20 protein-coding genes are annotated in these 22,760 nt (G+C 72.3%); 14 read left to right on the top strand and 6 right to left on the bottom strand.

Annotation, left to right across the window (positions count from 1 at the left end; all coding sequences use genetic code 11):
• Both AB0F52_RS32945 and AB0F52_RS32940 read left to right on the top strand, forming a co-directional pair.
• Window positions 1-507, top strand: coding sequence for an ATP-binding protein (locus tag AB0F52_RS32945; RefSeq protein ID WP_360179539.1), 507 nt, complete (start codon window positions 1-3; stop codon window positions 505-507).
• A 65-nt stretch (window positions 508-572) separates the two neighbouring features.
• Window positions 573-1,199: a response regulator gene (locus AB0F52_RS32940; RefSeq protein WP_360179537.1), complete on the top strand. Its 627-nt coding sequence runs from the start codon at window positions 573-575 to the stop codon at window positions 1,197-1,199.
• Here the strand turns inward: AB0F52_RS32940 and AB0F52_RS32935 are convergent.
• Entirely contained in the window at window positions 1,180-4,560 is a 3,381-nt protein-coding gene (locus AB0F52_RS32935) for an indolepyruvate ferredoxin oxidoreductase family protein (protein WP_360179535.1), read from the bottom strand. The two genes, AB0F52_RS32940 and AB0F52_RS32935, sit on opposite strands and share 20 nt — an antisense overlap.
• A 153-nt stretch (window positions 4,561-4,713) precedes the next feature.
• Between AB0F52_RS32935 and AB0F52_RS32930 the strand changes: the two genes are divergently transcribed.
• The 3 genes from AB0F52_RS32930 (at window position 4,714) to AB0F52_RS32920 (ending at window position 7,401) form a co-directional block, all read left to right on the top strand.
• Complete coding sequence (locus tag AB0F52_RS32930) at window positions 4,714-5,154, top strand: Lrp/AsnC family transcriptional regulator (RefSeq protein ID WP_013227655.1); 441 nt, start codon at window positions 4,714-4,716, stop codon at window positions 5,152-5,154.
• 2 nt (window positions 5,155-5,156) lie between these two features.
• Complete coding sequence (locus AB0F52_RS32925) at window positions 5,157-5,900, top strand: hypothetical protein (RefSeq protein WP_360179533.1); 744 nt, start codon at window positions 5,157-5,159, stop codon at window positions 5,898-5,900.
• A gap of 277 nt (window positions 5,901-6,177) precedes the next feature.
• On the top strand, window positions 6,178-7,401 hold the full coding sequence (locus tag AB0F52_RS32920; protein ID WP_360179531.1) for a DUF222 domain-containing protein: 1,224 nt from the start codon (window positions 6,178-6,180) through the stop codon (window positions 7,399-7,401).
• A gap of 193 nt (window positions 7,402-7,594) precedes the next feature.
• On the opposite strand, the gene AB0F52_RS32915 is transcribed toward AB0F52_RS32920, so the two are convergent.
• From AB0F52_RS32915 to AB0F52_RS32905, 3 genes are all read right to left on the bottom strand, one after another.
• A complete protein-coding gene (locus tag AB0F52_RS32915) occupies window positions 7,595-8,578 on the bottom strand; it encodes a hypothetical protein (RefSeq protein WP_360179529.1) in 984 nt (327 codons plus the stop codon).
• A gap of 90 nt (window positions 8,579-8,668) precedes the next feature.
• On the bottom strand, window positions 8,669-10,288 hold the full coding sequence (locus AB0F52_RS32910; protein WP_360179527.1) for a thiamine pyrophosphate-binding protein: 1,620 nt from the start codon (window positions 10,286-10,288) through the stop codon (window positions 8,669-8,671).
• Window positions 10,285-11,058: a cyclase family protein gene (locus AB0F52_RS32905; RefSeq protein ID WP_360179525.1), complete on the bottom strand. Its 774-nt coding sequence runs from the start codon at window positions 11,056-11,058 to the stop codon at window positions 10,285-10,287. The genes AB0F52_RS32910 and AB0F52_RS32905 overlap by 4 nt, the downstream gene beginning before the upstream one ends.
• A gap of 110 nt (window positions 11,059-11,168) precedes the next feature.
• On the opposite strand from AB0F52_RS32905, the gene AB0F52_RS32900 reads away from it, so the two are divergent.
• The 9 genes from AB0F52_RS32900 (at window position 11,169) to AB0F52_RS32860 (ending at window position 21,547) form a co-directional block, all read left to right on the top strand.
• Window positions 11,169-11,564, top strand: coding sequence for a GntR family transcriptional regulator (locus tag AB0F52_RS32900; protein WP_360179861.1), 396 nt, complete (start codon window positions 11,169-11,171; stop codon window positions 11,562-11,564).
• A 10-nt stretch (window positions 11,565-11,574) separates the two neighbouring features.
• On the top strand, window positions 11,575-12,459 hold the full coding sequence (locus tag AB0F52_RS32895) for an ABC transporter ATP-binding protein (protein ID WP_360179523.1): 885 nt from the start codon (window positions 11,575-11,577) through the stop codon (window positions 12,457-12,459).
• Window positions 12,456-13,433: an ABC transporter permease subunit gene (locus AB0F52_RS32890; protein WP_360179521.1), complete on the top strand. Its 978-nt coding sequence runs from the start codon at window positions 12,456-12,458 to the stop codon at window positions 13,431-13,433. The genes AB0F52_RS32895 and AB0F52_RS32890 overlap by 4 nt, the downstream gene beginning before the upstream one ends.
• Before the next feature lie 151 nt (window positions 13,434-13,584).
• The gene (locus AB0F52_RS32885) at window positions 13,585-15,129 is read left to right on the top strand and encodes a trypsin-like peptidase domain-containing protein (protein ID WP_360179519.1); all 1,545 of its coding nucleotides are present in this window, start codon (window positions 13,585-13,587) and stop codon (window positions 15,127-15,129) included.
• Window positions 15,126-17,339, top strand: a complete 2,214-nt coding sequence (locus AB0F52_RS32880; RefSeq protein ID WP_360179517.1) for a tetratricopeptide repeat protein — start codon at window positions 15,126-15,128, stop codon at window positions 17,337-17,339. The genes AB0F52_RS32885 and AB0F52_RS32880 overlap by 4 nt, the downstream gene beginning before the upstream one ends.
• Before the next feature lie 4 nt (window positions 17,340-17,343).
• On the top strand, window positions 17,344-18,774 hold the full coding sequence (locus AB0F52_RS32875; protein ID WP_360179515.1) for a vWA domain-containing protein: 1,431 nt from the start codon (window positions 17,344-17,346) through the stop codon (window positions 18,772-18,774).
• Entirely contained in the window at window positions 18,771-19,886 is a 1,116-nt protein-coding gene (locus tag AB0F52_RS32870; protein WP_360179513.1) for a hypothetical protein, read from the top strand. Before AB0F52_RS32875 ends, AB0F52_RS32870 begins: the two co-directional genes overlap by 4 nt.
• A complete protein-coding gene (locus AB0F52_RS32865; protein ID WP_360179859.1) occupies window positions 19,886-21,172 on the top strand; it encodes an ABC transporter substrate-binding protein in 1,287 nt (428 codons plus the stop codon). Before AB0F52_RS32870 ends, AB0F52_RS32865 begins: the two co-directional genes overlap by 1 nt.
• A 24-nt stretch (window positions 21,173-21,196) precedes the next feature.
• Window positions 21,197-21,547 carry a CU044_2847 family protein gene (locus tag AB0F52_RS32860; RefSeq protein ID WP_360179511.1) on the top strand — a complete coding sequence of 117 codons (351 nt, stop codon included), beginning with the start codon at window positions 21,197-21,199 and terminating at the stop codon, window positions 21,545-21,547.
• A gap of 4 nt (window positions 21,548-21,551) precedes the next feature.
• On the opposite strand, the gene AB0F52_RS32855 is transcribed toward AB0F52_RS32860, so the two are convergent.
• Window positions 21,552-22,406 carry an SAM-dependent methyltransferase gene (locus AB0F52_RS32855; protein WP_360179857.1) on the bottom strand — a complete coding sequence of 285 codons (855 nt, stop codon included), beginning with the start codon at window positions 22,404-22,406 and terminating at the stop codon, window positions 21,552-21,554.
• 88 nt (window positions 22,407-22,494) lie between these two features.
• Entirely contained in the window at window positions 22,495-22,692 is a 198-nt protein-coding gene (locus tag AB0F52_RS32850; protein ID WP_360179509.1) for a hypothetical protein, read from the bottom strand.
• Window positions 22,693-22,760: the final 68 nt, after the last annotated feature.

Below are 22,760 nucleotides of genomic sequence, written 5' to 3'. Positions count from 1 at the left end.
TTGAGCGCGCACACCTCCCAGATGGACGACATCCGGCTCGTCGCGCAGCCCAGCGCGCTGCCGGTCACCGAGCTGTTCGTCCGCCTGATTCTCACCGACTGGTCCCTGCTGCCGATGCTGGAGCAGGTGACCGCCACCGCGAGACGGCTGGTCGAGGCCGTCGTCGACGCCAGTGACCCCAAGGTCCCCGCCTTCGTCACGCTGCGGCTGCGGCTGCGCGCCGAGGTGCTCTCGATCGAGGTCGACGACGACATCCCCGGGCGGCCGGACCCGCAGGCCCGGCCCGGTGAGCGGCTGGGCGTCGCGCCCGCCGACGGCGGCGGCCGCACCACCTGGTGCGAACTGCCGCTGCCGGGCGGGATGACCGCGCGGCAGGTGCGCCTGCCCCGGCGTCAGGAGCGCCGGACGCTGGTCGACGAGCCCGTCTCCGGCGACCCGGTGACCGCGGACCCGGAGGTCCTGGAGCGCCTGCTGACCCGGCTGAGCGGCTGGTCCGGCCAGAGCTGAACGCTTTCGCTCGCGCGTCCGTGCATCCAGGCAGGGGGTGACGTGGACGCGAGGAGGCAGCCGTCGTGCGGATCGTGATCGCGGAGGACGACGCCCTGCTGCGGGAAGGGCTGGTGCTGCTCCTGCGCAGTGAGGGGTTCGAGGTCGCCGCGGCCGTCGACCACCCCGGCGACCTGGTGGCGACGGTCGAGGCCGTGGAACCGGACCTGGCCGTCGTCGACGTCCGGATGCCGCCGACGTTCACCGACGAAGGGCTCCGCGCCGCCCTCGAAGCCCGGCGTCGCGTGCCCGGCCTGGCGATCCTCGCGCTTTCGGCGTTCGTCGAAGACGGCTACGCGGGCGACCTCCTCGCCGCCGGCGGCGGGGGAGCCGGGTACCTGCTCAAGGAGCGCGTCGGCAAGCCCGACGAGTTCCTCGACGCCCTGCGGCGCGTCGCCGCCGGCGGCACGGTCCTGGACCGGGACGTCGTGGCGGTCCAGCTGGCCCGGCCCCGGCCCGGCGACCCGGTGGCGACGCTGAACGCCCGCGAGCGCGAAGTGGTGGCTTTGCTCGCCGAGGGGCATTCGGTGCCGACGATCGGGCGGCTGCTCGGCATCGGCACCGCCGCGGCGCGGCAGCACGCCGGGGACGTCAGCGCGAAGCTGCGCGTCCCCGACGGTGCCCAGGCGATGCTCAGCTACCTGCGGGCGTGAGGATTTCGGCCTGCCGCTCGCGGTACCGGGCCACGTTGGCGAGCTTGACGTCTTCGTAGCCGCGGACGAGGTCGGGCAGCTCGGCCAGGGCCCGCGCCGTGCCGGCGTCCCCGGCGCGCAACGCCCGCAGGACCACGCCGCGGTAGTCCTCGATCAGCGCGCGCTCGACCTTGCGCACCTCGGCGCGGCCGAACGGGTCGAACCGGGTGCCGCGCAGCCGCCGGAGCGCGTGGAGCAGCCGGAACGCCGGGCGGAACCACGGCCCCAGGCTGATCTTGCGCCGCATGCCGAGCGCTCGCAGCACCGGCGGGTGCAGCCGGTAGGCGTACTTCGTGCCCGCGCCGAACCGGTCCTCCAGGCCGTCGGTGAACGCCGGGTCCAGTGACAGCCGGGCGACCTCGTACTCGTCCTTGTACGCCATCAGCTTGTACAGGTGCTTCGCGACGGCCTCGGTGATCTCCGTCGGCCCGTCCTCCAGCGCCCGCACGCGCTCGACGAACTCCGCGTACGCGCGGGCGTAGGCCTTGTCCTGGTAGGCGATCAGTTCGGGGATGCGGATGTCGAGCAGCCGCGCGAGTTCGGAGCCGGGCTCGGCGTGCACCAGCGCCCGCACCGCGCTGGGCTTCGCGGCGATCACCGGCTCCTGAGCTTTCGCCGGGGGCTCGGCGACGAGCAGGCGGCCGCGGCGGAACGCCTGCAGGTTCGCGGCGACCTGCGTGCCGTTCAGTTCGATGGCCCGCTCGATCACCGACGCGGACAGCGGGATCGCGCCGGTCTGGTAGGCCGCGCCGAGCTGCAGCACGTTGGCGAACTGGTCGTCGTCGAAGAACTCCTCGGCCAGGCCGCGCGCGTCCAGCGACACCGTGCGCGCCGCGGCCGTCTCGATGGGCGCGAGCACGCCGGCGGGGTCCGGGAAGGACACCGTGGTGTCGACGACCATCCGGCCGGTCGGGACCTCGGTCGTCGAGACGACGGCGGTCGTGCGGGCCGGGTCGGCGACCCCGAGGTTCGCCGCGTCCGCGCCGACCAGCGCGTCGCAGGCGAGGTAGAGGTCGCACTCCCCGGCGGCGAGCTTCGCGGCCTGTTCGACCGGCTCCGCCGTCACCTTCAGGTCGGAGACGACGGCGCCGCCCTTCTGCGCGAGCCCGGTCTGGTCGAGCGTGCGGACGTGCCGGCCGTCGAGCACCGCGGCGGTGGCGAGGATCTGCGTCACGGTGACCACGCCGGTGCCGCCGATCCCGGTGATCCGGACGGTGAAGTCCTTGGCCGGAGTCTCCGGCGTCCCCGGTGTCTCCGGTGCGGGGACGGCGTCGGCGGCCAGGTCGGCGGCCTTCCGGCGCTGCTTCCGGCCGGTCGGCACCACGGTGACGAACGACGGGCAGTCCCCGGCCAGGCAGGAGTAGTCGACGTTGCACGACGACTGGTGGATCGCCGTCTTGCGGCCGAATTCGGTGTCCACGGGCTGCACGGACAGGCAGTTCGACTTGGTGCCGCAGTCGCCGCAGCCCTCGCACACGCGCTCGTTGATGACCACGCGCTTGGCGGGCGCGGTCTGCTTGCCGCGACGGCGTTTCCGGCGCTTCTCGGCCGCGCACTCCTGCTCGTGGATCAGCACGGTGACGCCCCTGATCGCGGCCAGTTCCTCCTGCGTGCGCAGGAGTTCGCTGCGGTCGCGGACTTCGACGCCGGCCGGCGGCTTCCGGTGCTTCGCCGGTGCGTCGCTGGTGATCACGACCCGCTTCGCGCCTTCGATGAGCAGCAGTTCCGCGATCTTCTCGACGGGCAGCCCGCCGACCGCGTCCTGGCCGCCGGTCATCGCCACGGCGGAGTTGTAGAGCAGCTTGTAGGTGATGTTCACGCCGGCGGCGACCGCCGCGCGCACGGCGAGGCTGCCGGAGTGGGTGAACGTGCCGTCGCCGATGTTCTGGACGAAGTGGTCGGCCTCGACGAACGGCGCCATGCCGATCCACTGGGTGCCTTCGCCGCCCATCTGCGTCACGCCCAGTACGGTGCCGACCTGGTCGGGCTCCATGAACAGGGCCATGGTGTGGCAGCCGATGCCGCCGCCGACGAGGGTGCCTTCCGGGACCTTCGTCGACGAGTTGTGCGGGCAGCCCGAGCAGAAGTACGGCGTGCGCGCGAGCAGCGGGACGGCGATGCGCTCGCGACGACGTCGTCCTCGGTAGGCCTCGACCGGTGGAATGCCCTTCGGCAGGACCCTGGCCAGGCCGGCGGCGATGCCGTCCGGGTCCAGCTCGCCCAGCTCGGTGAACAGCGTCCGGCCGTCGTGGTCCTTCTTGCCGGCGATCCTGGGCGCGTTCGGGAGGCCGTAGAGGATCTCTTTGAGCGCGGTTTCGACGAACGCCCGCTTCTCCTCGACGACGACGATGTCGTCGAGGCCGCCGGCGAACTCGCGGACGATCGTGGGCTCGAGGGGGTGGATCGCGCCGAGCTTGAGGATCCGGATGCCGTGCGGTTCCTCGTCCAGGCCGAGGATGCGCAGCGCCTGCCGGAGGTCCAGGTAGGACTTGCCGGCGGCGATGATGCCGATCCGGTCGGCCGGTCCGCGCCGGGTGATCCGGTTGATCTTGCTCGCGCGCAGGTAGTCGAGGGCGAGGGGGAGCCGGACGGTGAAGAGGCTGCGCTCCAGCTCGGCGAGGCTGGTGCCGAGCAGCCGTGACGTCGGCTTGTGCCGGTAGCCGGCGATCCCGGGTCCGGTCCACTGAGGACTGACGGTCGCCGTGCCGGACGCGTCGGCGACGTTGGCGACGATCTTCAGCGACGTCCACAGCCCGCTGGCCCGCGACAGCTCGACGGCGTGCATGCCGAGGTCGAGGACGTCCTGGGCGTCGGCGGGGAAGAGCACCGGGATGGCCAGGTCGGCGAGGGCGAGCTCGGACGCGCAGGGGACGGTGGACGACTTCGCGTTGGGATCGTCCCCGACGAGCGCGACCGCGCCACCGCGCGGATCGGTGCCGGCCAGGTTCGCGTGGCGGAGGGCGTCGCTGGCGCGGTCGAGACCGGGTGCCTTGCCGTACCAGAAGCCGGTGACGCCCCGCTGCCCACCGGCACCGGCGACGAGCTGGCTGCCCATGACCGACGTCGCGGCCAGCTCTTCGTTGAGGCCGGGCCGGTGCACGACGTCGTGCTTCTCCAGCAGCGTCGCGCGGCGGCCGAGTTCCAGGTCGTAGCCGGCCAGCGGCGAGCCCTCGTAGCCCGAGACGAAGACGGCGGGGTCGCCGCCGCGGGCGCGGTCGTGGCGGACGCGGTCGAACAGCAGGCGCACCAGGGCCTGCACGCCGGTCAGGTGCACGGTTCCCGCCTCCCGCAGGTAGCGGTCCTCCAGCGTGAACGTCTCCACGCGCGGCTCCTTTCGCCTCGGTGTGCTTCGGGGGAGGGTGCGACGTGGGCCACACTGACGCAACAGGCGGCGTCGTTTTGGGGCCTCCCACGCAACCTTATTATGGTTCTGGCATCGTTTGACGCCGATTTTTGCGTGTGGTTAGGCTTGCGCATGCCCGAAGAGCTGCTCGACGCCACCGACCACGAGATCCTCGGCCTGCTGCGCGAGGACGCCCGCCGCACGCTGTCCGACATCGCCGGCCGGGTCACGCTCTCGACGGCGGCGGTCAAGCGCCGCATCGACCGGCTGCGCGAGAGCGGCGTGATCACCGGGTTCACGGTCCAGGTCGACCACGCGAAACTGGGCTGGGGGATCGAGGCGTTCACCGAGCTGCGGTTCGTGGGCAACACGAAGGTGGCCGAGATCCTCCGGACGACCACGCGGATGCCGGAGGCCCAGGCGGTGTTCACGATCGCCGGCGATCCGGACGCGCTGGTGTGGCTGCGCGTCCGGGACATGGCCCACCTGCAGAAGACGATCGACGAGATCCGCCGGCACCACCAGGTGACGGGGACGAAGACGTTGATCGCACTGGAATCCTGGTCGCGGTAGCCGTGGAGATCGTGACGCTGGCGCAGCGGCCGGAGCTGGTGGACGAGGTGTACGCCATTCCTTATCCGCCGGGGTCGCCTCGGTTCATGGAGGGCAGCCTCACGAGTCTGCTGGTCCGGGGGCGGCGGGTGGCCCGGCGGTGGCCGCACCTGGTGGTGGCGTTGCTCGAGGACGGGTCGCCGGTGGCGCGGGGGATCATGGTGCCGTTCCACGGTCGCTCGCCCTTCCCGGCCCGCGGGTGGGACGAAGTGGCCGTGTGGGCGGCCGAGGATGCTCTTGACGGTGTAGTTGCGGATACTGCTTGTGCGTTGGAGATCGCGGTGCATCCTTCGCACCAGGGGCGTGGTCTGTCGTCTGTCGTGTTGACCGGGATGCGGGAAGCTGTCGCCGCGGCGGGGCTCGCGTCTCTCGTCATTCCGGTCCGGCCGCCGGACAAGGCTTTGGTTCCGAGGGTGTCGATGGAGTCGTACGCCTTTGCGGTTCGGCCGGACGGGTTGCCGGTGGATCGGTGGTTGCGCACTCATGTTCGTGCCGGGGGGCGTGTCGAATGTGTCGCTTCGTGTTCGGCGACCGTGCAGGCTCCTCTGGCCGCATGGCGGCGGTGGACCGGGTTGCCGTTCGATCGTGACGGGCTGGTTGTGGTTCCTGGGGCTCTTGCTCCGGTCTTTGTGTCCACTGTGGATGATTATGCGGTCTATGTCGAAGCCAACGTCTGGGTGTCGCATCGGTTGTGGTCGGGGAAGTGACTTGTTCAGGCCCTTGTTGGGGCTGAGAGCGGGTTTGTGGAACGATCTTGTCGTGGGGAAGGTGTTCCGTCGTATGGCGAGCTGGCCGCGCTGATTGCGGCACAGGCGGTGGAGCTGGCGCGGCGAGGTCGGGATGACCCGCCACCGCGCCCGGGCCGGTCGAGGCGACCGCTGCCATCACCGGAAATCCCTGGCTACCAACAACTATCGAAACGACCTGAGCAGTTACCCCCGATCGTGTGATGAACTCATGTTCGATGGTCGGTAATCTTGAGCTATGTCCGACAACGCGGCTCTCTCCTCCGACGCGGTGGCCATCGCCGACCGCATCGGTGAGCTGCTCGCGTGCATGCGCTCCGCCGAAGCGGAACTTGGTGCGCTGCTGGTGGAAATCGAGCAGCGTGGGGTGATGGAGCTGTTCGGTTACCGCTCTGTCGCTCGGCTGTTGGAGCATCTCGGCGATGTTCCGAAGCAGGCTGGTGAACGGATGGTGAAACGGGCCCGGGCTCTCAATCCGGGCCGGAATCTCGACGGCAGCCTGATTCCCGCTTTGGCGCCCGCGACGGGTGTTGCCGCGCGGGCGGGGCGGTTGAGCAACCCGATGATCGATGTGATCACCGGCGTGCTCACCCAAGTTCCACCCGAGCATCACGCGAATGTCGAAGTCGACCTTCTGACTTTCGCCGCCGATGCCGGACACAGACAGGTTGCCGCCCTCGGTGCTCGCATCCTCGCCCACCTGAACCCTGACGGCGCCGAACCTGACGACACCGAACTCGTCACCCCTTCTCGGGAGCTGTTCTTGCGGCGCAAGCGCTCCGGGGTCTGGGAGTTGAACGGCAGGTTCGATGACGAGACCGGCACCCGCGCCCTACTCGACTCGCTCGCCGAACGCCGCACCGGCGACGAGGGCCCCGACCACCGGACTCTGCCTCAGCGTTACGGCGATGCCTTCTCCGACGCGGTCGACCTCGCCCTCAACTCCCCGGACCTGCCCATGCAGGCCGGGGAACGAGCGCATGTGATGGTCGCGGTGTCGCTCGCCGACCTCAAGACCGGTGTGGGGACGGCCACCCTCGGCGACAGCGGTTCGATGACCGCTGCCGAAGCCCGGGTGCACGCCTGCGACAGCATGCTCATCCCCGCCGTCCTGGGCGACAAGAGCGAACCCCTCAACCTCGGTCGCCTCCGCCGCCTGATCTCTGCTGGGCTGCGCCGGGCCCTGTACCTGCGCGACCGAGGTTGCGCCTTCCCCGACTGCCATCGGCCGCCACGGCATTGCCAGGGTCACCACATCCGCCACTGGGCCGACGGCGGACCCACCGACCTCACCAACCTCGTCCTGATGTGCGCCCACCACCACCGACTCCTGCACCGCTCCGGCTGGGAAGTCCGCATCGCCCCCGACGGCCTCCCCGAATTCCTCCCACCGGTATTCATCGACCGGCGCCGAAAACCCAGACGCAACAACATCCACGAACCACTCCCATGCGCAGCCTGAGCCAACCGGACACGGGAAAGGCCCGCAGCCACACGGCTACGGGCCCGCCCTGGGCGCCTCCGGCCAGAGCCTGCCGACCAAGTTCGCCAGGCTCTGGTCCGGCAGCGCTTGGACCTGGCCCGCGCAGCAGAGCCGTGGGTCGCGTCCGGACTTCCGTTCCACCCGGGGGACACCTGGGCCCGGCCGTGGCTAGTCAGCCGCGCAGCAGGACTCCCGATGTTCTTTCCCGCTCGAAGAACACCTCCGGCCACTCGATCGAGTCCGGTGGTGCGTCGATCGCCGTGGCCCGGCGGCGGAGCTCCGCCATGTACCCCGCGTCCAGGACCGCCCGGGCCGACAACGGCTCGCGCACCAACAGATCCGCCGGGCCCTCGTACAGGTACGCGTCCACACCCGGGTAGCCGCGCGTTCCCGGCGGGTACTCACGGTTCAGCGGAAAGTACGTCGTCTCCAGCGCGCCCAGCCACGATCCCTTCAGCGGTACCAATGCCGGCCATGTGCCCAGTTGGCGCTCGAGGCGGGCGTTGTCCGCCGTGAACCCCCGGTGGTCCGCGATCACATACGCCGCTCCGGGGTACTCGCGTTCCAGCTGGGCCACCGCGCCGCTGCCGCCGTCGTGGGTCAAGTGGCCCAATCCGAACAACATCAGTGCCTTGCGGTTCCTCTGCAGCACCTGCGTCTTCACCACCGACACGATCGAGGCGTCCCGGTCCAGGAACGGATCCAGGTCCGCCGGCGTGTGCACGCGGCTCCAGTCGACCGGTGGGTCGGTGGCCAGCACGCGGATCTTCCGCGCGGCGGGCAGCGTCGTGTTGACCTGCCGGACCAGAGCGAAAAGCTGCTCGTAGAACGTCGAGAACCCGCAGCTCGGCTGCGTTGTCTCGCGCCAGACACCGCTGATCTCCGGGACCTGGGCTCCGGCGATGTAGGCGTCCAGCAACGGCTGGAGACGCGCGTTGCCGCACTCCACCGCTATGTCGTTCACCCGCGCCGGGAACCTGGGGTCGCGGATCAGGTCGAACACGAACGTTCCCACGTCCGGGCTGGACTTCGCCACGATCGCGTGGCTGTCGAACGCGGCCAGCAGTGCCGCCACCGGATCGGGACGTTGCTGGTCCGCGTCCGCCGGAGCGGCGAGCAGGACGGCCGCCGCCAGGATGGCCAAGAAGAGTCGCACGAGAGCCCCTCGGTAGTTCTCCTACTGTCTTACGACTATAAGACAACTCGGCCAGCATTCAGGGTGGGCGGGTCCCCTGTCAAGGCCGGTTCAGTGGCGGAACGCCTCCGCCAGCCACCACGAACCGCCGTCGTCGGCGATCTTGGCGTCGATCACGAGCGGGGCCGAACGCGGTCCCGCCAGCCACTCGCGCACCGCCGGCAGATCCTCGGCCGAGCGCACCGTGACGCCCGTGCAGCCGAAGCCGCGGGCGATGGCCGCCAGGTCGGAGTCGGGGAAGCGGACCGTGGTCAGGTCCGCGTCACCGAAGTGGTGGATCTCCGCACCGTACGCCGCGTCGTTGTAGACGATCACCACCAAGGGCAGCTCCAGGCGGACCGCCGTGTCCAATTCGGACAGTGCCATGTGGAACCCGCCGTCGCCCGTGCCCAGCACCGGCAGGCGGTCCGGGCGGGCCAGCGCCGCGCCGATCGCCGTGCCCAGGCCCAGGCCGATGCTCTGGAACGCCTGGGTGAAGCAGAACCCGTGCTCGTCGGGCACCGACAGGTACGCGCTCGGGTACCCCATGAAATTGCCCGAGTCGATCGAGACGATCCGCTCGGCCGGCAGCAGCTCGTCCAGGAGCCGGCTCAGCGTCCGCGGGTCGATCCGGCCGTCGCCGGAGGAGTCTTCGTGCTCGACGTCGTTCCAGCGCCCGGCCGCGATCCGGGCCGCGACCTCGTCGGTGCGGTAGCCGCGGTGCTCCGGCGCCAAGGCGAGCACGTCGAGGGCGGTGCCCGTGACGTCGCCGACGACACCCAGGTCGATCGGCCGGTGCGCGCCCAGCGCCGCCTGCTCGACGTCGACCTGGACCAGCTTCGCGTGCGGGCTGAGCAGCTTGCCGTGGCGGGTCGTCCACATGTTCAGCGCGCAGCCCCAGCCGACGACCAGGTCGGCGCCCACGATCAGCTCGGCCGCGGCCGGGGACGCGAAACCGCCCGAGATGCCCAGCGCGAACGGGTCGTCGTGGAACAGGCCGTGCGCCACGGCGGACGTCGCCAGCAGCGCACCGCACCGGGAAGCGAGCTCCCGCAGCACGTCCCCGCTGCCGCGGGCGCCGCGGCCGGCGATGAACACCGGCCGCTCGGCGGCGGCCAGGAGGTTCGCCAAGGCCGCCACCGCGGCGGGGTCCGGTCGCACGAGAGCGGGTCCCGGGATGTCCGGCAGCGGGGGCGGTGACGGCGCCGGCTGGGCCTGGACGTCGAGCGGGAGGTTCAGCACCACCGTCCGGCGCTGCTGGCGCGCCGTCCGGAACGCCCGCACGGTGTCGGCCACCGCCGTCGCGGCCGAGTGCACGCGCTCGGGGACCGCGCCGACCGCCGTCGCCAGGCCGTCCTGGTCGATGCGGAAGTTCGACAGCACCGACGCGGCCGCGGAGTCGGCCGTGAGGACCAGCATCGGCGTCCGGCTCTTGGCCGCTTCGGTGATCCCGGTGACGGCGTTGGTCAAGCCGCAGCCCTGGTGCAGCGACAGCACCGGCACCTGGCCGCTCATCCGGGCGTACGCGTCGGCCATGCTCGCCGCGCCGCCCTCGTGGCGGGCCGCGACGAACCGGACGCCGCCCGCGCGCAGCGCGTTGGTGACCTCGAAGTTGCCGCTGCCCACCACGCCGAACGCCGTGCCGGCGCCGAGGCCGGCCAGCGTGCGGCCGACGAGTTCGGCGACGTTCACCGCTCCACCAGGGCCAGCACGCGGGCGGGACTGCCCGAGCCACCGACGATCGGCAGCGGCGAGACCAGCAGCAGCACGCCGGTCGGCGGCAGCGACGCGAGGTTCCGCAGCTGGGTCAGACCGTGCTTCCCGGCGCCCAGCAGCAGTTCGTGGCAGGGGAACATCGGCTCGAGGCCGGGTGCCTGGCCCGCGTCGGTGCCCACCGTTTCGACACCGAGCCCGGTGATCGGCGTTTCCTCGGCGAGCCACCGCGCGCACCCGGGTGCGACGCCGGGGGTGTGCGAGCCGGCCTCGTCGGCGTTGAGGAATTCCTCCTGATCGCCGCTGCGCACGTCCCAGCCGGTGCGGTAGAGCAGCCAGCCGCCGTCGGGCAGCGGCCCGTGCTCCGCCGTCCAGGCCCGGACGTCGTCGATCGAGAGCAGGAAGTCCGGGTCCTCGGCCGCCCGGGCCGAGAAGTCCAGCACGACCGCGGGCGCCACCAGCGTCTTCAGCGGGACCTGCGAGACGTCGTGACCGTCCTTTCCGGACACCCAGTGCACCGGGACGTCGAGGTGGGTGCCGGTGTGCTCGCCGGTGTGGATGTCGTTCCAGTACCACCGCGGGCCGCGTTCGTCGTACCGGCTGATCTCCTCCAGGCGGAACGGGATCGTGTTGGCGAACGGCTCGGGCAGCCGGAGGATCGGCGTGCTCGAGCTCAGGGGAGCGGTGAGGTCGACGATCTCGATCGCCCCGCCCGCGATCGCCTTGCCCAGCCCGTCCAACAACGACATGCCTGCCTCCCGGTGCCGGTGTGCGTCCGTCGAACGAGACCCTATGCCTTGACAGCCGGACATCGGCAGGTGTTGTCTTAATGTCGTAAGACAATAGGAGGGTGGGCAGGGTGATCGAGTTCGTCCTCGACGGCCGTTCCCGGGTTGCCACGTACATGCAGCTCGTCGTCCAGGTGAAGCAGGCGCTGCGCGTCGGCCTGCTGCGGCCCGGCGACCAGCTGCCGAAGGTGCGGGCCGTGGCCGAGGCGCTGGCGATCAACCCGAACACCGTGCTCAAGGCCTACCGCGAGCTGGTGCTGGAGGGGCTGGCCGAAGGCCGCCCGGGGGTGGGCACGTTCGTCACCGGCAGCCTGGCCGGGCCTTCGCTGGGCCACCAGGCGCAGTTGCGCGACGAACTGGTGGCCTGGCTGGAGCGCGCCGAAACCGCGGGGATGTCACCCGACGACATCGCCGCCCTCATCGAAACCACGATCCGCGGCACCCGGGTGCCGCACGACCTGTCATAGGGAGTCCGGAATGGAACTGGCGGTGGAAGCCAGGGCGCTGGGCAAGCGCTACGGGCGCACCTGGGCGTTGCGGGACTGCGAGCTGGAGGTGCCCGCCGGGCGCATCGCCGCGCTGGTCGGCCCGAACGGCGCGGGCAAGACGACGTTGCTGCACCTGGCCGTCGGCCTGCTCGAACCCGACGCGGGCGAGGTGCGCGTCTTCGGACGGGCACCGCGGTCCGCGCTGCCGGACATCGGGTTCGTCGCGCAGGACACCCCGCTCTACCGCGACTTCACCGCGGCGGAGCTGGTCACCATGGGCAGCAAGCTCAACCGCCGCCGCTGGGACTCCGCGCTGGCGCGTGACCGGCTCGGCATGCTCGGCATCCCGCCGGACGAGCCGGTGGGGAAGCTGTCCGGCGGCCAGCGCGCCCAGGTCGCCCTGGCGCTGGCCCTGGCCAAGCGACCACGGTTGCTCCTGCTGGACGAACCCATCGCGAGCCTCGACCCGCTCGCACGCCGCGAGTTCATGCAGACGCTGATGGGTGCCGTGGCCGAAAGCGAGACGACCGTGCTGTTGTCCTCGCACCTGCTCGCGGACCTCGAACGCAGCTGTGATCACCTGATCGTCCTGCGGCGGTCGGAGGTCCGGCTGGCGGGACCGGTCGACGACCTGCTCGCCACGTACTGCACGCTCGCCGGCCCGCGGGCCGGCAGCGAATCCATCGCCGGGGTGGCGGAGGTGGTCCGCGCGAGTCACACCGAACGCCAGTCGACGCTGCTGGTCCGCCGCGGCGACGGCCCGATCGATCCACTGTGGACGGAGCACGGAGTGACCCTGGAGGACGTGGTGCTGGCGCACCTCGCCGAAGCCGGGCCCCGCGTCCCGGCGTCCGCGTGGGGGGTGCCGGCGTGATCTGGCTGATCTGGCGGCAGCACCGCAAGCAGGCGCTGTTCACCCTCGCCGCCCTGGCCGCGCTCGCCGCGGTCATGGTGCCCACCGGCCTGGCGATGCACGCGAAGTACGACAGCCTGGGCCTGGGGGCCTGCCGGGCCGCGCTCGGCAGCGCGTCGATGATCACGCAGACCGAGGCGGTTTCACGCTGCGAAAGCCTCGGCCACCAGTTGCAGCAGGAGTACGGCGGCATGGTCTTCATCGCCGTCCTGTTCGTGGTCCTGCCGGTGCTGGTCGGCGTGTTCTTCGGCGCACCGCTCGTCGCCCGCGAGGTCGAGCAGGGCACCCACCGTCTGGTGTGGACACAGGGGGTGACCCGCCTGCAGTGGGCGCTGGCCAAGTTCGGCATGGTCGGCGCGATGACCACCGTGCTGTCCGTCGGGTACGCGCTGGGCGTGTCGTGGTGGTTCCAGCCACTGGTGAGCGCGAGCACCGGCCGGCTGAACTACCTCTCGTTCGACGTGCAGGGGATCGTCCCGATCGCGTACACGCTGTTCGCGCTGGCGCTCGGCGTTTTCGCCGGGACGTACTGGCGGAAGGTCCTGCCCGCCATGGGGATCGCCCTGGTCGGGTTCGCGGCGGTCCGCGTCGCGATCGAGGTCCTCGCCCGGCCGCGGTACCTGCCCGCGCAGAGCCTCACGTTCGCCCCGACCGGCGGGCAGACACCGAATCCGGCGTCCGGGAACTGGGTGATGGACGTCGGTGTCCGCAACGCGGCCGGGGAGCTGGTCCTGCCGAACGCCCAGATCGGCCCGTGCCCGCCCGGCGATGGCGGCTGCGCCGCCACCGAAGCCGGCCCCGGGGCGGTCAACTGGCTGCAGTACCAGCCGGGGGACCGGTTCTGGCTCTTCCAGGGCATCGAGACCGGGATCTTCGTGCTCCTGGCGGCGGCGCTGGTGTTCTTCGCCCTCCGCCGGCTGCGGACGGTCGCCTGACCCGGCGCCGCCGGACACTGACCACCGGCCACCGGCGCGGGTTCGTGAGTTCCCCACGGTGGCACGGAGTCAGCGGCCGATCGGGTGATCTGCGGGGGTAAGCGGGCGAACCCGTCCCGGAGGCCGGTGCGGGGTCGTAAGGTCGCACCCGGTGAGGGAGCACAACGGTTCTGCCGAGGGGCGCGCGGGGGATCCGGAACCGTGGCGAGTGTGCTTGGTGAACTCGTCGGGCCGGGCACTGGGCGCCGGGATGCTGCTGGGCGAATCCACGGTGCTCACCTGCGCGCACGTGGTGCAGGCCGCGGCGGAGGAAGCGCTTTCGGGGGCGCACGTGCTGGTGCGCTTCGTCGGCTTGGACGGGATGCCCGAGACGCTCGCCGCGGTGCGGCCCGGTTGCTGGGTGCCGCCGACGGAAGACGGCCGCGGCGACATCGCGCTGCTGGACCTCGCCGAAGCGTTCCCCCACGTGCCCGGCGCCCCGCTGGTGCGCCTGGGTGCCGTCCGCGACCGGGTGGTCCACACCTACGGCTTTCCGGCTCCGCACCGGTACGGCGTCTGGGTGAACAACGCCGAACTGGCCGGCCCGGCCGGCGCCGCCGGCGAATGGATCCAGCTCAATTCGCCGCTGCCCGGCGAGCGCGTGCGGCGCGGGTTCAGCGGCGCGGGCGTGATCGACAAGGCGACCGGTGCGGTGCTCGGCATGGTGGTCACCGAGTACACCGACGAACGGGCGGGGCTCGCCTACCTGATCCCGGTGGAGGTGATCGTCCGGCACGTGCCGGACGTCGCCCGGTGGGTGGGGGAGCCGCCCCGGCCGTCGGCCGGCCCGCTGATCGTCGTCATCGGCGATCGTGACTCCGCCGTCCGGGAGGATCTCCTGGCGCAGGTGCGGCGTGAACGCCGGGCGTCCCGCCCACCGGGGACCGACCGGGTGCCCGGCGAGCGGCTCACCGCGATCGTGGACGCGACCGGCAAGACCACCGGCGAGGTGGCCGAGCACGTCAGCGCCGGCATCAGCTCCGGAGAGGTCGTCACCGTGCTGCAGACCAACCCGGAAGACGTCGCGGTGGCGGTGACCGGCGTCGAAGACGCCCGTGCGCCGGAGGAAGTGCTCACCGACGTGGTGCGGCCGCTGATGGACAAGGGCGCCACCGTGCTGCTCCAGTTCAGCGGGCCCGACTCGCCCGGCGCGCGCCTGGTGCGGCGCTGGGAGAACGAACAGAACGCGCGGCGCCTGGATCGGCTGGCGCTGCTGGTCGACATGGTGGAGCACGAGGAGGACCGCACGCGGGAACGAGCCGCCCGGATCGGTTCGCGCACGGCGGTGCCCGGCAGCTCCGCGGACCTGCGCCTGCGGCTGGCCGCGCTGCGCTCGGCGGGCGAGCGGGTCGAACCCGGCCGCGTGCGGCGGGCCCTCGCGGCGACCGAACGGGACGCGGAAGCGGCCCGGTGGGAGCTGGTCCGGCGGTACGCGGAACTCGACGCGCTCGCCGCGCGGCACGATGAACTGCACGGACGGCTGCGCGCCTACAACGCGAAGGCGACCGACGCGGGCTTGATGGAGGACGAGGAGCTGGGCGACCTCTACCGCGAGGCCATGGAGGTGCTGACCACGCGGCCGGACGAACCCGGGGCCGCGGCCGAACTCGTCGAGCGGTACGTGCGCGCGGTCCGCCGCCGGCTGGAGGGCGCGTGACGACGGGAACGGCGTGGTGCCACGGACAACCGGTCGGGCCGACCGGGTTCTGCGAGGTGTGCGGCCGCCGCCGGGTGCCGGCCGAGCCGCCGGCCACGCCCGGGCCGGCTCCCGAGAGCACCCGGCGCAGTGTCGAACTCGGCCGCAGTGTCGAACTCTGGAGCGGCGAGGCGGACTTCCAGTCGCTGCCCGCGATCGAGGTGCCGGACCCCGAGAAACTCGTCCTCGCCGACCCGGTCTACCCCGAGCAGCACCGGTTCTGCGGCCACTGCGGGGAACCCGTCGGCCGCGCCGACGGCGGGGAACCCGCCATCGCCGAGGGGTACTGCGAAAACTGCCGCGAGCGCTTCTCCTTCCTGCCCAAGCTGAAACGCGGCGAGCGGGTCGGCGACCGCTACGACGTCCTCGGCTGCTTCGCCCGCGGCGGGCTCGGCTGGGTGTACCTGGCCGCCGACACCGCGCTCGCCGGCCAGCACGTCGCCCTCAAGGGCGTGATCAACAGCGGCAACGCCGTGCTGCGCGCGATGGCGCGGGTCGAGCGCGATGTGCTCGTCCGGCTCGACCACCCGAACATCGTGCGCATCAGCGACTTCGTCGAGCACACGCCGCCCGGCGGCGGCGAACCGGACACCTACCTGGTGATGGAGTACGTCGGCGGGCGGTCGCTGCGGGACCTGCTGAAGCACGGGCCGCCGCCGCGCGTGGAGCACGTGATCGTCTACGGCCGGGCGATCCTCGGCGCGCTGGACTACCTGCACGGCGAAGGCCTGCTCTACTGCGACATGAAGCCGGAGAACGTGATCCACGGCGACAAGCGGGTCAAGGTCATCGACCTCGGCGCGGCCCGCTCGATCGACGAGCCGGCCGGGCCGAGCATCGGCACCGAAGGGTTCCAGGCACCGGCGCACGAGCTCGCCCGGCACGGCCTGACCGTGCGCTCGGACCTGCACACCGTGGGCCGGACGCTGCAGGTGCTGCTCGAAGCCGCGAGCGAAGACGCCGATCCGGCCCGCGTCGCGGGCGGCCTCGACTCGCTGCACCGGGTGCTCGAACGCGCTGTCGCGCCGTTCGAACGGCGGTTCGCCACCGCGTCCGAAATGGCCGAGCAGCTCGACGGGGTGCGCCGGGAAATCCTTTCGCTGCGCGACGAACGGCCGCGGCCGGTGCCCTCGGCGCTGTTCGAGGACACCGCGGAACTGCTCGACGACGGCCTCGGCGCGGTGCCCGGCCTCGACCACTGGGTCGGCGGCGAGCGTGTCGCCGGCCGGTTGGACCTGGGCCTGCCGGGTGCCGCCGACGGCGCCGGCCGGCTGCCGATCCCGCGAGTCGCTCCCGACGACCCGGCGGCCGAGTTCATCGCCGCCGCGGGAGCGCCCGGGCCGCACCGCTGGCTGGACAAGCTGACGATGTTCGGGCAGCCCTCGGTCGAGATCGCGTTCGCCCGGACGCGGGCCCAGGTCGCGCTCGGGAACTCCGATGCCGCGGCTGCGGCACTGGCCGCCGCCGAAGAACAGCTCGGGACCGAGGCCGCGCGGGACTGGCGGGCGGCGTGGCACCACGGGCTGCTGGCGCTGGCCCGCGACGACGCCGAGCAGGCGACGGCCGCGTTCGACCGGGTGCACCGCAGCTGGCCCGGCGAAATCGCGCCGAAGCTGGCGCTCGGGTTCTGCGCCGAACTGCGCGGGGAGACCGAGCAGGCCGAACGCTGCTACCGCTCGGTGTGGCACCGCGACCACGCCCAGGCCAGCGCCGCCTTCGGCCTGGCCCGCTGTCACCTGCGGACGCACGGCCGCGACGCCGCGGTCGCCCTCCTCGACGCGGTGCCGCCGGTCTCGCGCCACTACGACGCCGCGCGGATCGCCGCCGTGCGGATCCGGGCCGGGCGCCTGCCGTCCGGGCCGCCCGGCCGCGACGACTTCGCCGACGCGGCGCGCCGGCTGCCCGAGCTCTACCTCGACCGGGAGGCCCAGGACCGGCTGGAGGCGCTGGTCCGCGAGGCCGCGCTCGCCGAGCTGCCCGCCCTGGCCGAAATCGCCGGCCGCGAAGACTGGTACGGCGGCGCGCTCCTCGGCGAGCGCGTCACCGAACGCGGCCTGCGCTCGCTGGTGGAGGTGTCCCTGCGGCGGCTCGCCGAGCGGGCGCCCGATCGCAACTCCCACGGCGTGCTGGTCGACCTCGCGAACTCCGTCCGGCCGAAGACGAGAAGGTGATCGGATGCCCGACCGGGACCGCCCGTCGTTCACCCTGCAACTGAGCCAGAACAAGTACCTGGCGCCCTCCGACGACCGGATGGACGTCGTGCTCACCGTGCGGGTGGGCGACGCCGGGGTGCCGGCGGCCGGCCAGCCGCCGACCGCCGAGCTGCTGCTGGTGGACTGCTCGAGCTCGATGGACTGGCCGCCGACGAAGATCGAAGCCGCCCGGCACGCCTGCCGGGCGGCCATCGGCTCGCTGCGGGACGGCGTGCTGTTCGGGGTGGTCGAATGCACCAGCCGGGCCCGGCTCGTGTACCCGGCCGAGCCGCCGCTGGCGGTGGCCGGCGAGCGGACCCGCCACGAGGCGAAGGTCGCGGTCTCCGGGCTGATCGCCGGGGGCGGCACGGCGATGAGCACGTGGCTGGACCTGGCCCGGGACCTGTTCGGGAAGACCCCGGCCGTGATCCGGCACGCGGTGCTGCTCACCGACGGCAAGAACGAGTCCGACCACCGGGGGGCGCTGGACGCCGCGCTCGACCGCTGCCGGGGCCGGTTCGCCTGTGACGCCCGGGGAATCGGCGACGACTGGGATCCGCGGGACCTCCAGCGGATCGCGGCCGCCCTGCGCGGCAGTGCGGACGCCGTCCTGGAGGACGCGGAGCTCGCCGGGGACTTCCGGCGCCTGGTCGAGCGGGCGATGGGCCGGACCGTGCCGGACCTGCGGCTGCGGATGACCACGCTGCCCTACAGCCGGCTGCGGTTCGTCAAGCAGGTCTTCCCGACCGAGGTCGAACTCACCCCGCAGTGTCAGCCGAAAGAGGGCCGCGCGATCGAGCTACCCACCGGGGCGTGGGGCGACGAGCTGCGCGAGTACCACCTCTGCCTCGACGTCGACGCGGGGGAGCTGACGCGGTACGAAGACCGGTTGCTGGGCACTGTCACGCTCTTCGCCGGCGACGAGCCGGTCGGCGAACAGCTGGCCGTCGTCGGCTACCTCACCGACGACCTGGCGCTCTCCAGCGTGCCGGACGACAACGTCGCCCGCGTCACCGGACAGGCCGAACTGGGCCGCGCGGTCCGGACGGGCTGGGACGCCTTCGAGCGCGACGACCGGGTGACGGCGGCGCGCGAATGGAGCACCGCGGTCCGGCTGGCGACCGAGCTGGGCAACGCGGAGATCCTCAAGCGCCTGGGCCGGCTGATCGACGTGCACGACGACGGCACGGTCGCGATCAAGGCCGGTGTCCGCCCGCGGGACGGCTTCTCCCTGGTGCTCGGTTCGACCATTTCCACCTACACCGGTTCGGCGGAACCCGCCGCCGCAGCCGTCCCGCCCGAAGCCGACGTGGCGCTGCGCGAGTGTGTCCACTGTGGACGAAAAGTGGGGTCGGCGGCGAAGTGGTGCCGGCACTGCGGCGAGCCGCCGTTCGAGGCGGGAGCGCCTTCGTGACCGCGACCAGCACCACCCGGCAGACCCTGTGGTGGCTGCGGCTCGGGCTCGTGGCCGCCAGTGTGCTGGTGCTGGGGACGGCGCTGGCGACCTTCCTCGGCGTGCGGGCCAGCATCGCCGAGGTGCGGGAGCGAACCGCACCCGCGGTGCTCGAAGTGTCCTTGGCCAAGGAAGCGATCGTGGCCGCACACCGGGCGGCGGTGACCGCGTTCGACACCCGGCAAGCGCGCCTGACCGGCCCCAGCGAGCAGTACGAGGACGAAATCGCCCGGACGAGCCAGCAGCTCGCCCAGGTCGCCGAGCACAACGCGGCGGGCGGGGCAGGCAGCCAGACGCTGCTGTTGATCGAAGGGCTGCTGCCGTCGTACAACGGTTTCATCGGGCACGCCGCCGCCTATTTCCGGCAGGACCCGCACGGCCCGCTCGCCGCGAGCAACCTGCAGTCCGCGTCGGACCTGCTGACCGCGCCGGAGAACGGGATCCTCGCCCGGCTCGACGCGCTCGAGGCGGCTCAGCGCGCCGCCCTCGACCGGCAGCTCGGGGCGAACTGGCTGGGTCCCGCGATCACGGCGCTGTGGGCGGTGCCGCTGGTCCTGCTGCTCGCCACGCTCGTCTGGGCGCAGCGGTTCCTCGCCCGGCGGTTCCGGCGCACGGTGAACACCGCGCTGCTGGCCGCCACGGTGGCGTGCGTGCTGCTGGGCGCGGGGACGGCGCTGCTGCTCGGCATCCAATCCGACGCCCGGGACGGCGGCACCGCGCTGGAGCGCACCGTCGACGCGCGGTCCGCGGCCACCTCGGCGGCCGCCGGCCAGGCCCGGTGGGCCCTCGCCCGGGTGCTGACCGCCCAGTGCGGGGTGGAGGGAGTGGCCGCGTGCGGTGCCACGGTGACCGCGTTCGCCGCCGGGACACCCGTCCCGCCCGCCGTCCCGGATGCGCCGCCGGGCGCCGTCGACGAATCGGCGCTGCTGGGCCCGGGACTCACCGAACCGCGCTGGACCGGGGGGCTCGGCTACGGGATTCCGCTGCTGGCCGCCGGAATCGGCGTCCTGGCGGTGGGTGGCCTGCAACCCCGGCTCGACGAATACCGGTTCCGCGCGAGGAGAGAGCCGTGATGAAGCGCTGCGCCGGTTCGGTGCTGGCCCTCCTGCTCCTGATCTCCGGGTGTGCCGCCGGGACCGGCGCGGAGCCGGTGATCGTGCTGGGGTCGTGGACCGGCGACGAGCAGACGGCGTTCCTGCGGGTCCTCGACGGGTTCACCCGGGAGACCGGGATTCCCACGCGCTACCAGGGCACCCGCGCGCAGAGCCAGGTGCTGCGCGGGGACCTGCAGCAGGGCACCCCACCCGACGTGGCGGTGCTGTCCAACCCGGCCGAGCTGGCGGGCTACGCGCAGTCCGGGAAGCTGAAATCCCTCGACGGCGTCCTGGACGCGGACGCGACCGCCGCGTACAGCCCGACGTGGCGGAAACTGCAGCAGCTCGGCGGGAACACGACGTACGCGGTCGTGGTGAAGGCGGATCTGAAGAGCATCGTCTGGTACGACCCGGACCGGTTCCGGGAAGACCCGCCGGCCACCTGGGACGCGCTCGTGGCGACCTCCGGGCGGCTTTCCGCCGCCGGGCAGCAGCCGTGGTGCCTCGGCATGGGGGCGCCGCCGAACTCCGGGTTCCCGGGCACCGACTGGCTCGAGGACATCCTGCTGCACCAGGCTCCGGACAAGTACCGCAAGTGGGCGGCCGGCGAGCTGGCCTGGACCGACGAAGTCGTGCGCGACGCGTGGCGGAGCTGGGGCACGCTGGTCCTGGCGCCGGGCGCGGTCCGCGGTGGCAGCACGGCGGCCCTGCTCACCTCGTTCGCCGACGCCGGCCGGGGCCTGTTCGCCGATCCACCCGGCTGCCTGCTCGAGCACCTCGGCTCGTTCGCGATCGGTGGCTACCTGGCGGTCCCGCGGCCGGCCGGGCCGCCCGTGCCCGACCGGGACTTCCGGTTCTTCCCGTTCCCGGGCACCGGGAAAACCGCGCGGTCGGAGGTGTCGGCCGACCTCGCCGGGATGTTCCACGACACCCCGGCCGCGCGCCGGCTCATGGTCTACCTGGCCGGGGAGCAGGGGCAGCGGATCTGGCCGTCCGGCGGGACGACGTTCTCGGTGCACCAGCGTGTCGTCGGCCCGGACGTCTACCGCAGCGACGTGAGCCGGCGGATCGCGACGACCCTGGCCAACGGCACCGACCTGTGCTTCGACGCGTCGGACCTGATGCCCTCGGCGATGACCAGCGGGTTCTACCAGGCGGTGCTGGAGTACCTGGCCCACCCGGACCGGCTGGACACCCTGCTGGAGGAGCTGGAGCAGGTGCGCCGCGGCATCGGCCGCGAGCAATGGCTTGACCTGCCGTGCTGAAACCGTGCGGAAGAAGGAGATCCGGTGCAGGAGTTCGTGCGTTTCCCGCTGGCCGACGGCGGTTCCGTGGTCGTCGAGGTCGAGGGGGAACCGGGCCTGGAGCAGGCTTCGGTGCCGTCGGGGGTGCTCCGCAAGGCGACCACGACCTTCGAGCACGCGCTGAGCGAAGTCCGCGCGGCCGCGTCCGCCGCGCTGGCCCAGTTCCGCGACCTCGGGCCGGACGAGGTCGAGCTCAAGTTCGGCGTCAAGCTGGACGCCCAGGCCGGGGCGGTGATCGCGCGCACCGGGCTGCAGGGCCAGTTCGAGGTCAAGCTGAAGTGGCTGCGCGACGGGGCCGTGCCGGCCGGAGAGACAGCGGAGGAACCGGAAGGGTGAGGCGCTACGGCTTGTAGCCGACGATCCCGGCCACGCACCTGGCGGAGTCGCTGAGCGGCGTGAGCCGGGGGCCGTCCGGCCACCACTCGTCGCAGACCGCCATGCCCGGGCCGGAGGTCGCGTTCGGCTGGACCAGCTCGAGGCCGGCCATCATGGCTTCGATCTCCGCGCGGGTGCGGAAGCGGCCGGCGCCGAGCGGGCCGGAGACCAGGATCTGCTCGATGCGCTTGGCGATCGCGGTCAGCTCCGGCACCTCGGGGTCGAAGAAGTGCGACAGCACCACGTACGAACCCGACGGCAGCGCGTCGATGTATTCGCGCATGAGGTCGACGACGCCGTCGCCTTCGAAGTGGTGCATCGTGCCCACCTGCAGCAGCGCGACCGGCTCGGAGAAGTCGACGTGCGCCAGGACTTCCGGGTGGTTCAGGACTTCCTGCGGCTTGAAGATGTCCGCCTCGACCATGTGCGTGAAGTCGTTCTCGACGAGCAGCGCGCGGCCGTGGGCGAGGACCACCGGGTCGTTGTCGATGTAGACGACCGTGTTGTCCTTGTCGATGCGCTGCACGATCTGGTGGGTGTTTTCGGCTGTCGGCAGCCCGGACCCGCAGTCGAGGTACTGGCGGATCCCGGTCTGGTTGGCCAGCATCCGCAGCGCGCGGTTGTGGAACCCGCGGTTGCCGCGGGCGATGTCCACCGCTTCCGGGACGGCCGTGCGGATCTTGTCCATCACCACGCGGTCGACCTCGTAGAAGTTGTGCCCGCCGAGGAACCCGTCGTAGATCCGCGCGATGCTCGGCCGGGCGGGGTCGACGCCCACCGGCTTCTGGCTCGGGGACAGCACGGACGGCGTGTCGGACATGGCGACCTCGCAGGACTTCGGCGGGTGGCGTTGGGCCACCCAGAGTAGTAGGTCGCGTCCGCGCGGTGAAGCCGAGGTGGCTCGCCGGCTACCCCAGCCGGCGCAGCCGCTGGCTGGGGATGTCGGCGGCGCGCTGGGCTCGTTCACGGCGCAGCCGCTCGAGGTGCTGCTCGATCCGCCGGTCGAGGTCCCGGGCCGCCTCGGACAGCTCGGTCAGGTCGCGACGGGACCCGGGGTGCTCGCCGGCGGCGGCTCCCGTGTCGCCATCGTTTCCTGCCCTGTCCACTACCGGCACCTCCCGGATCGGCCCTGGCTCCCCGCTCTTGGCGTTACTGCCCCATTCGGGGGCAGCCA

Origin of the sequence: Amycolatopsis sp. NPDC024027 (assembly GCF_040638975.1) — a bacterium.
GTDB lineage: Bacteria > Actinomycetota > Actinomycetes > Mycobacteriales > Pseudonocardiaceae > Amycolatopsis.
This window is presented reverse-complemented; position numbering and strand designations above follow the sequence as displayed.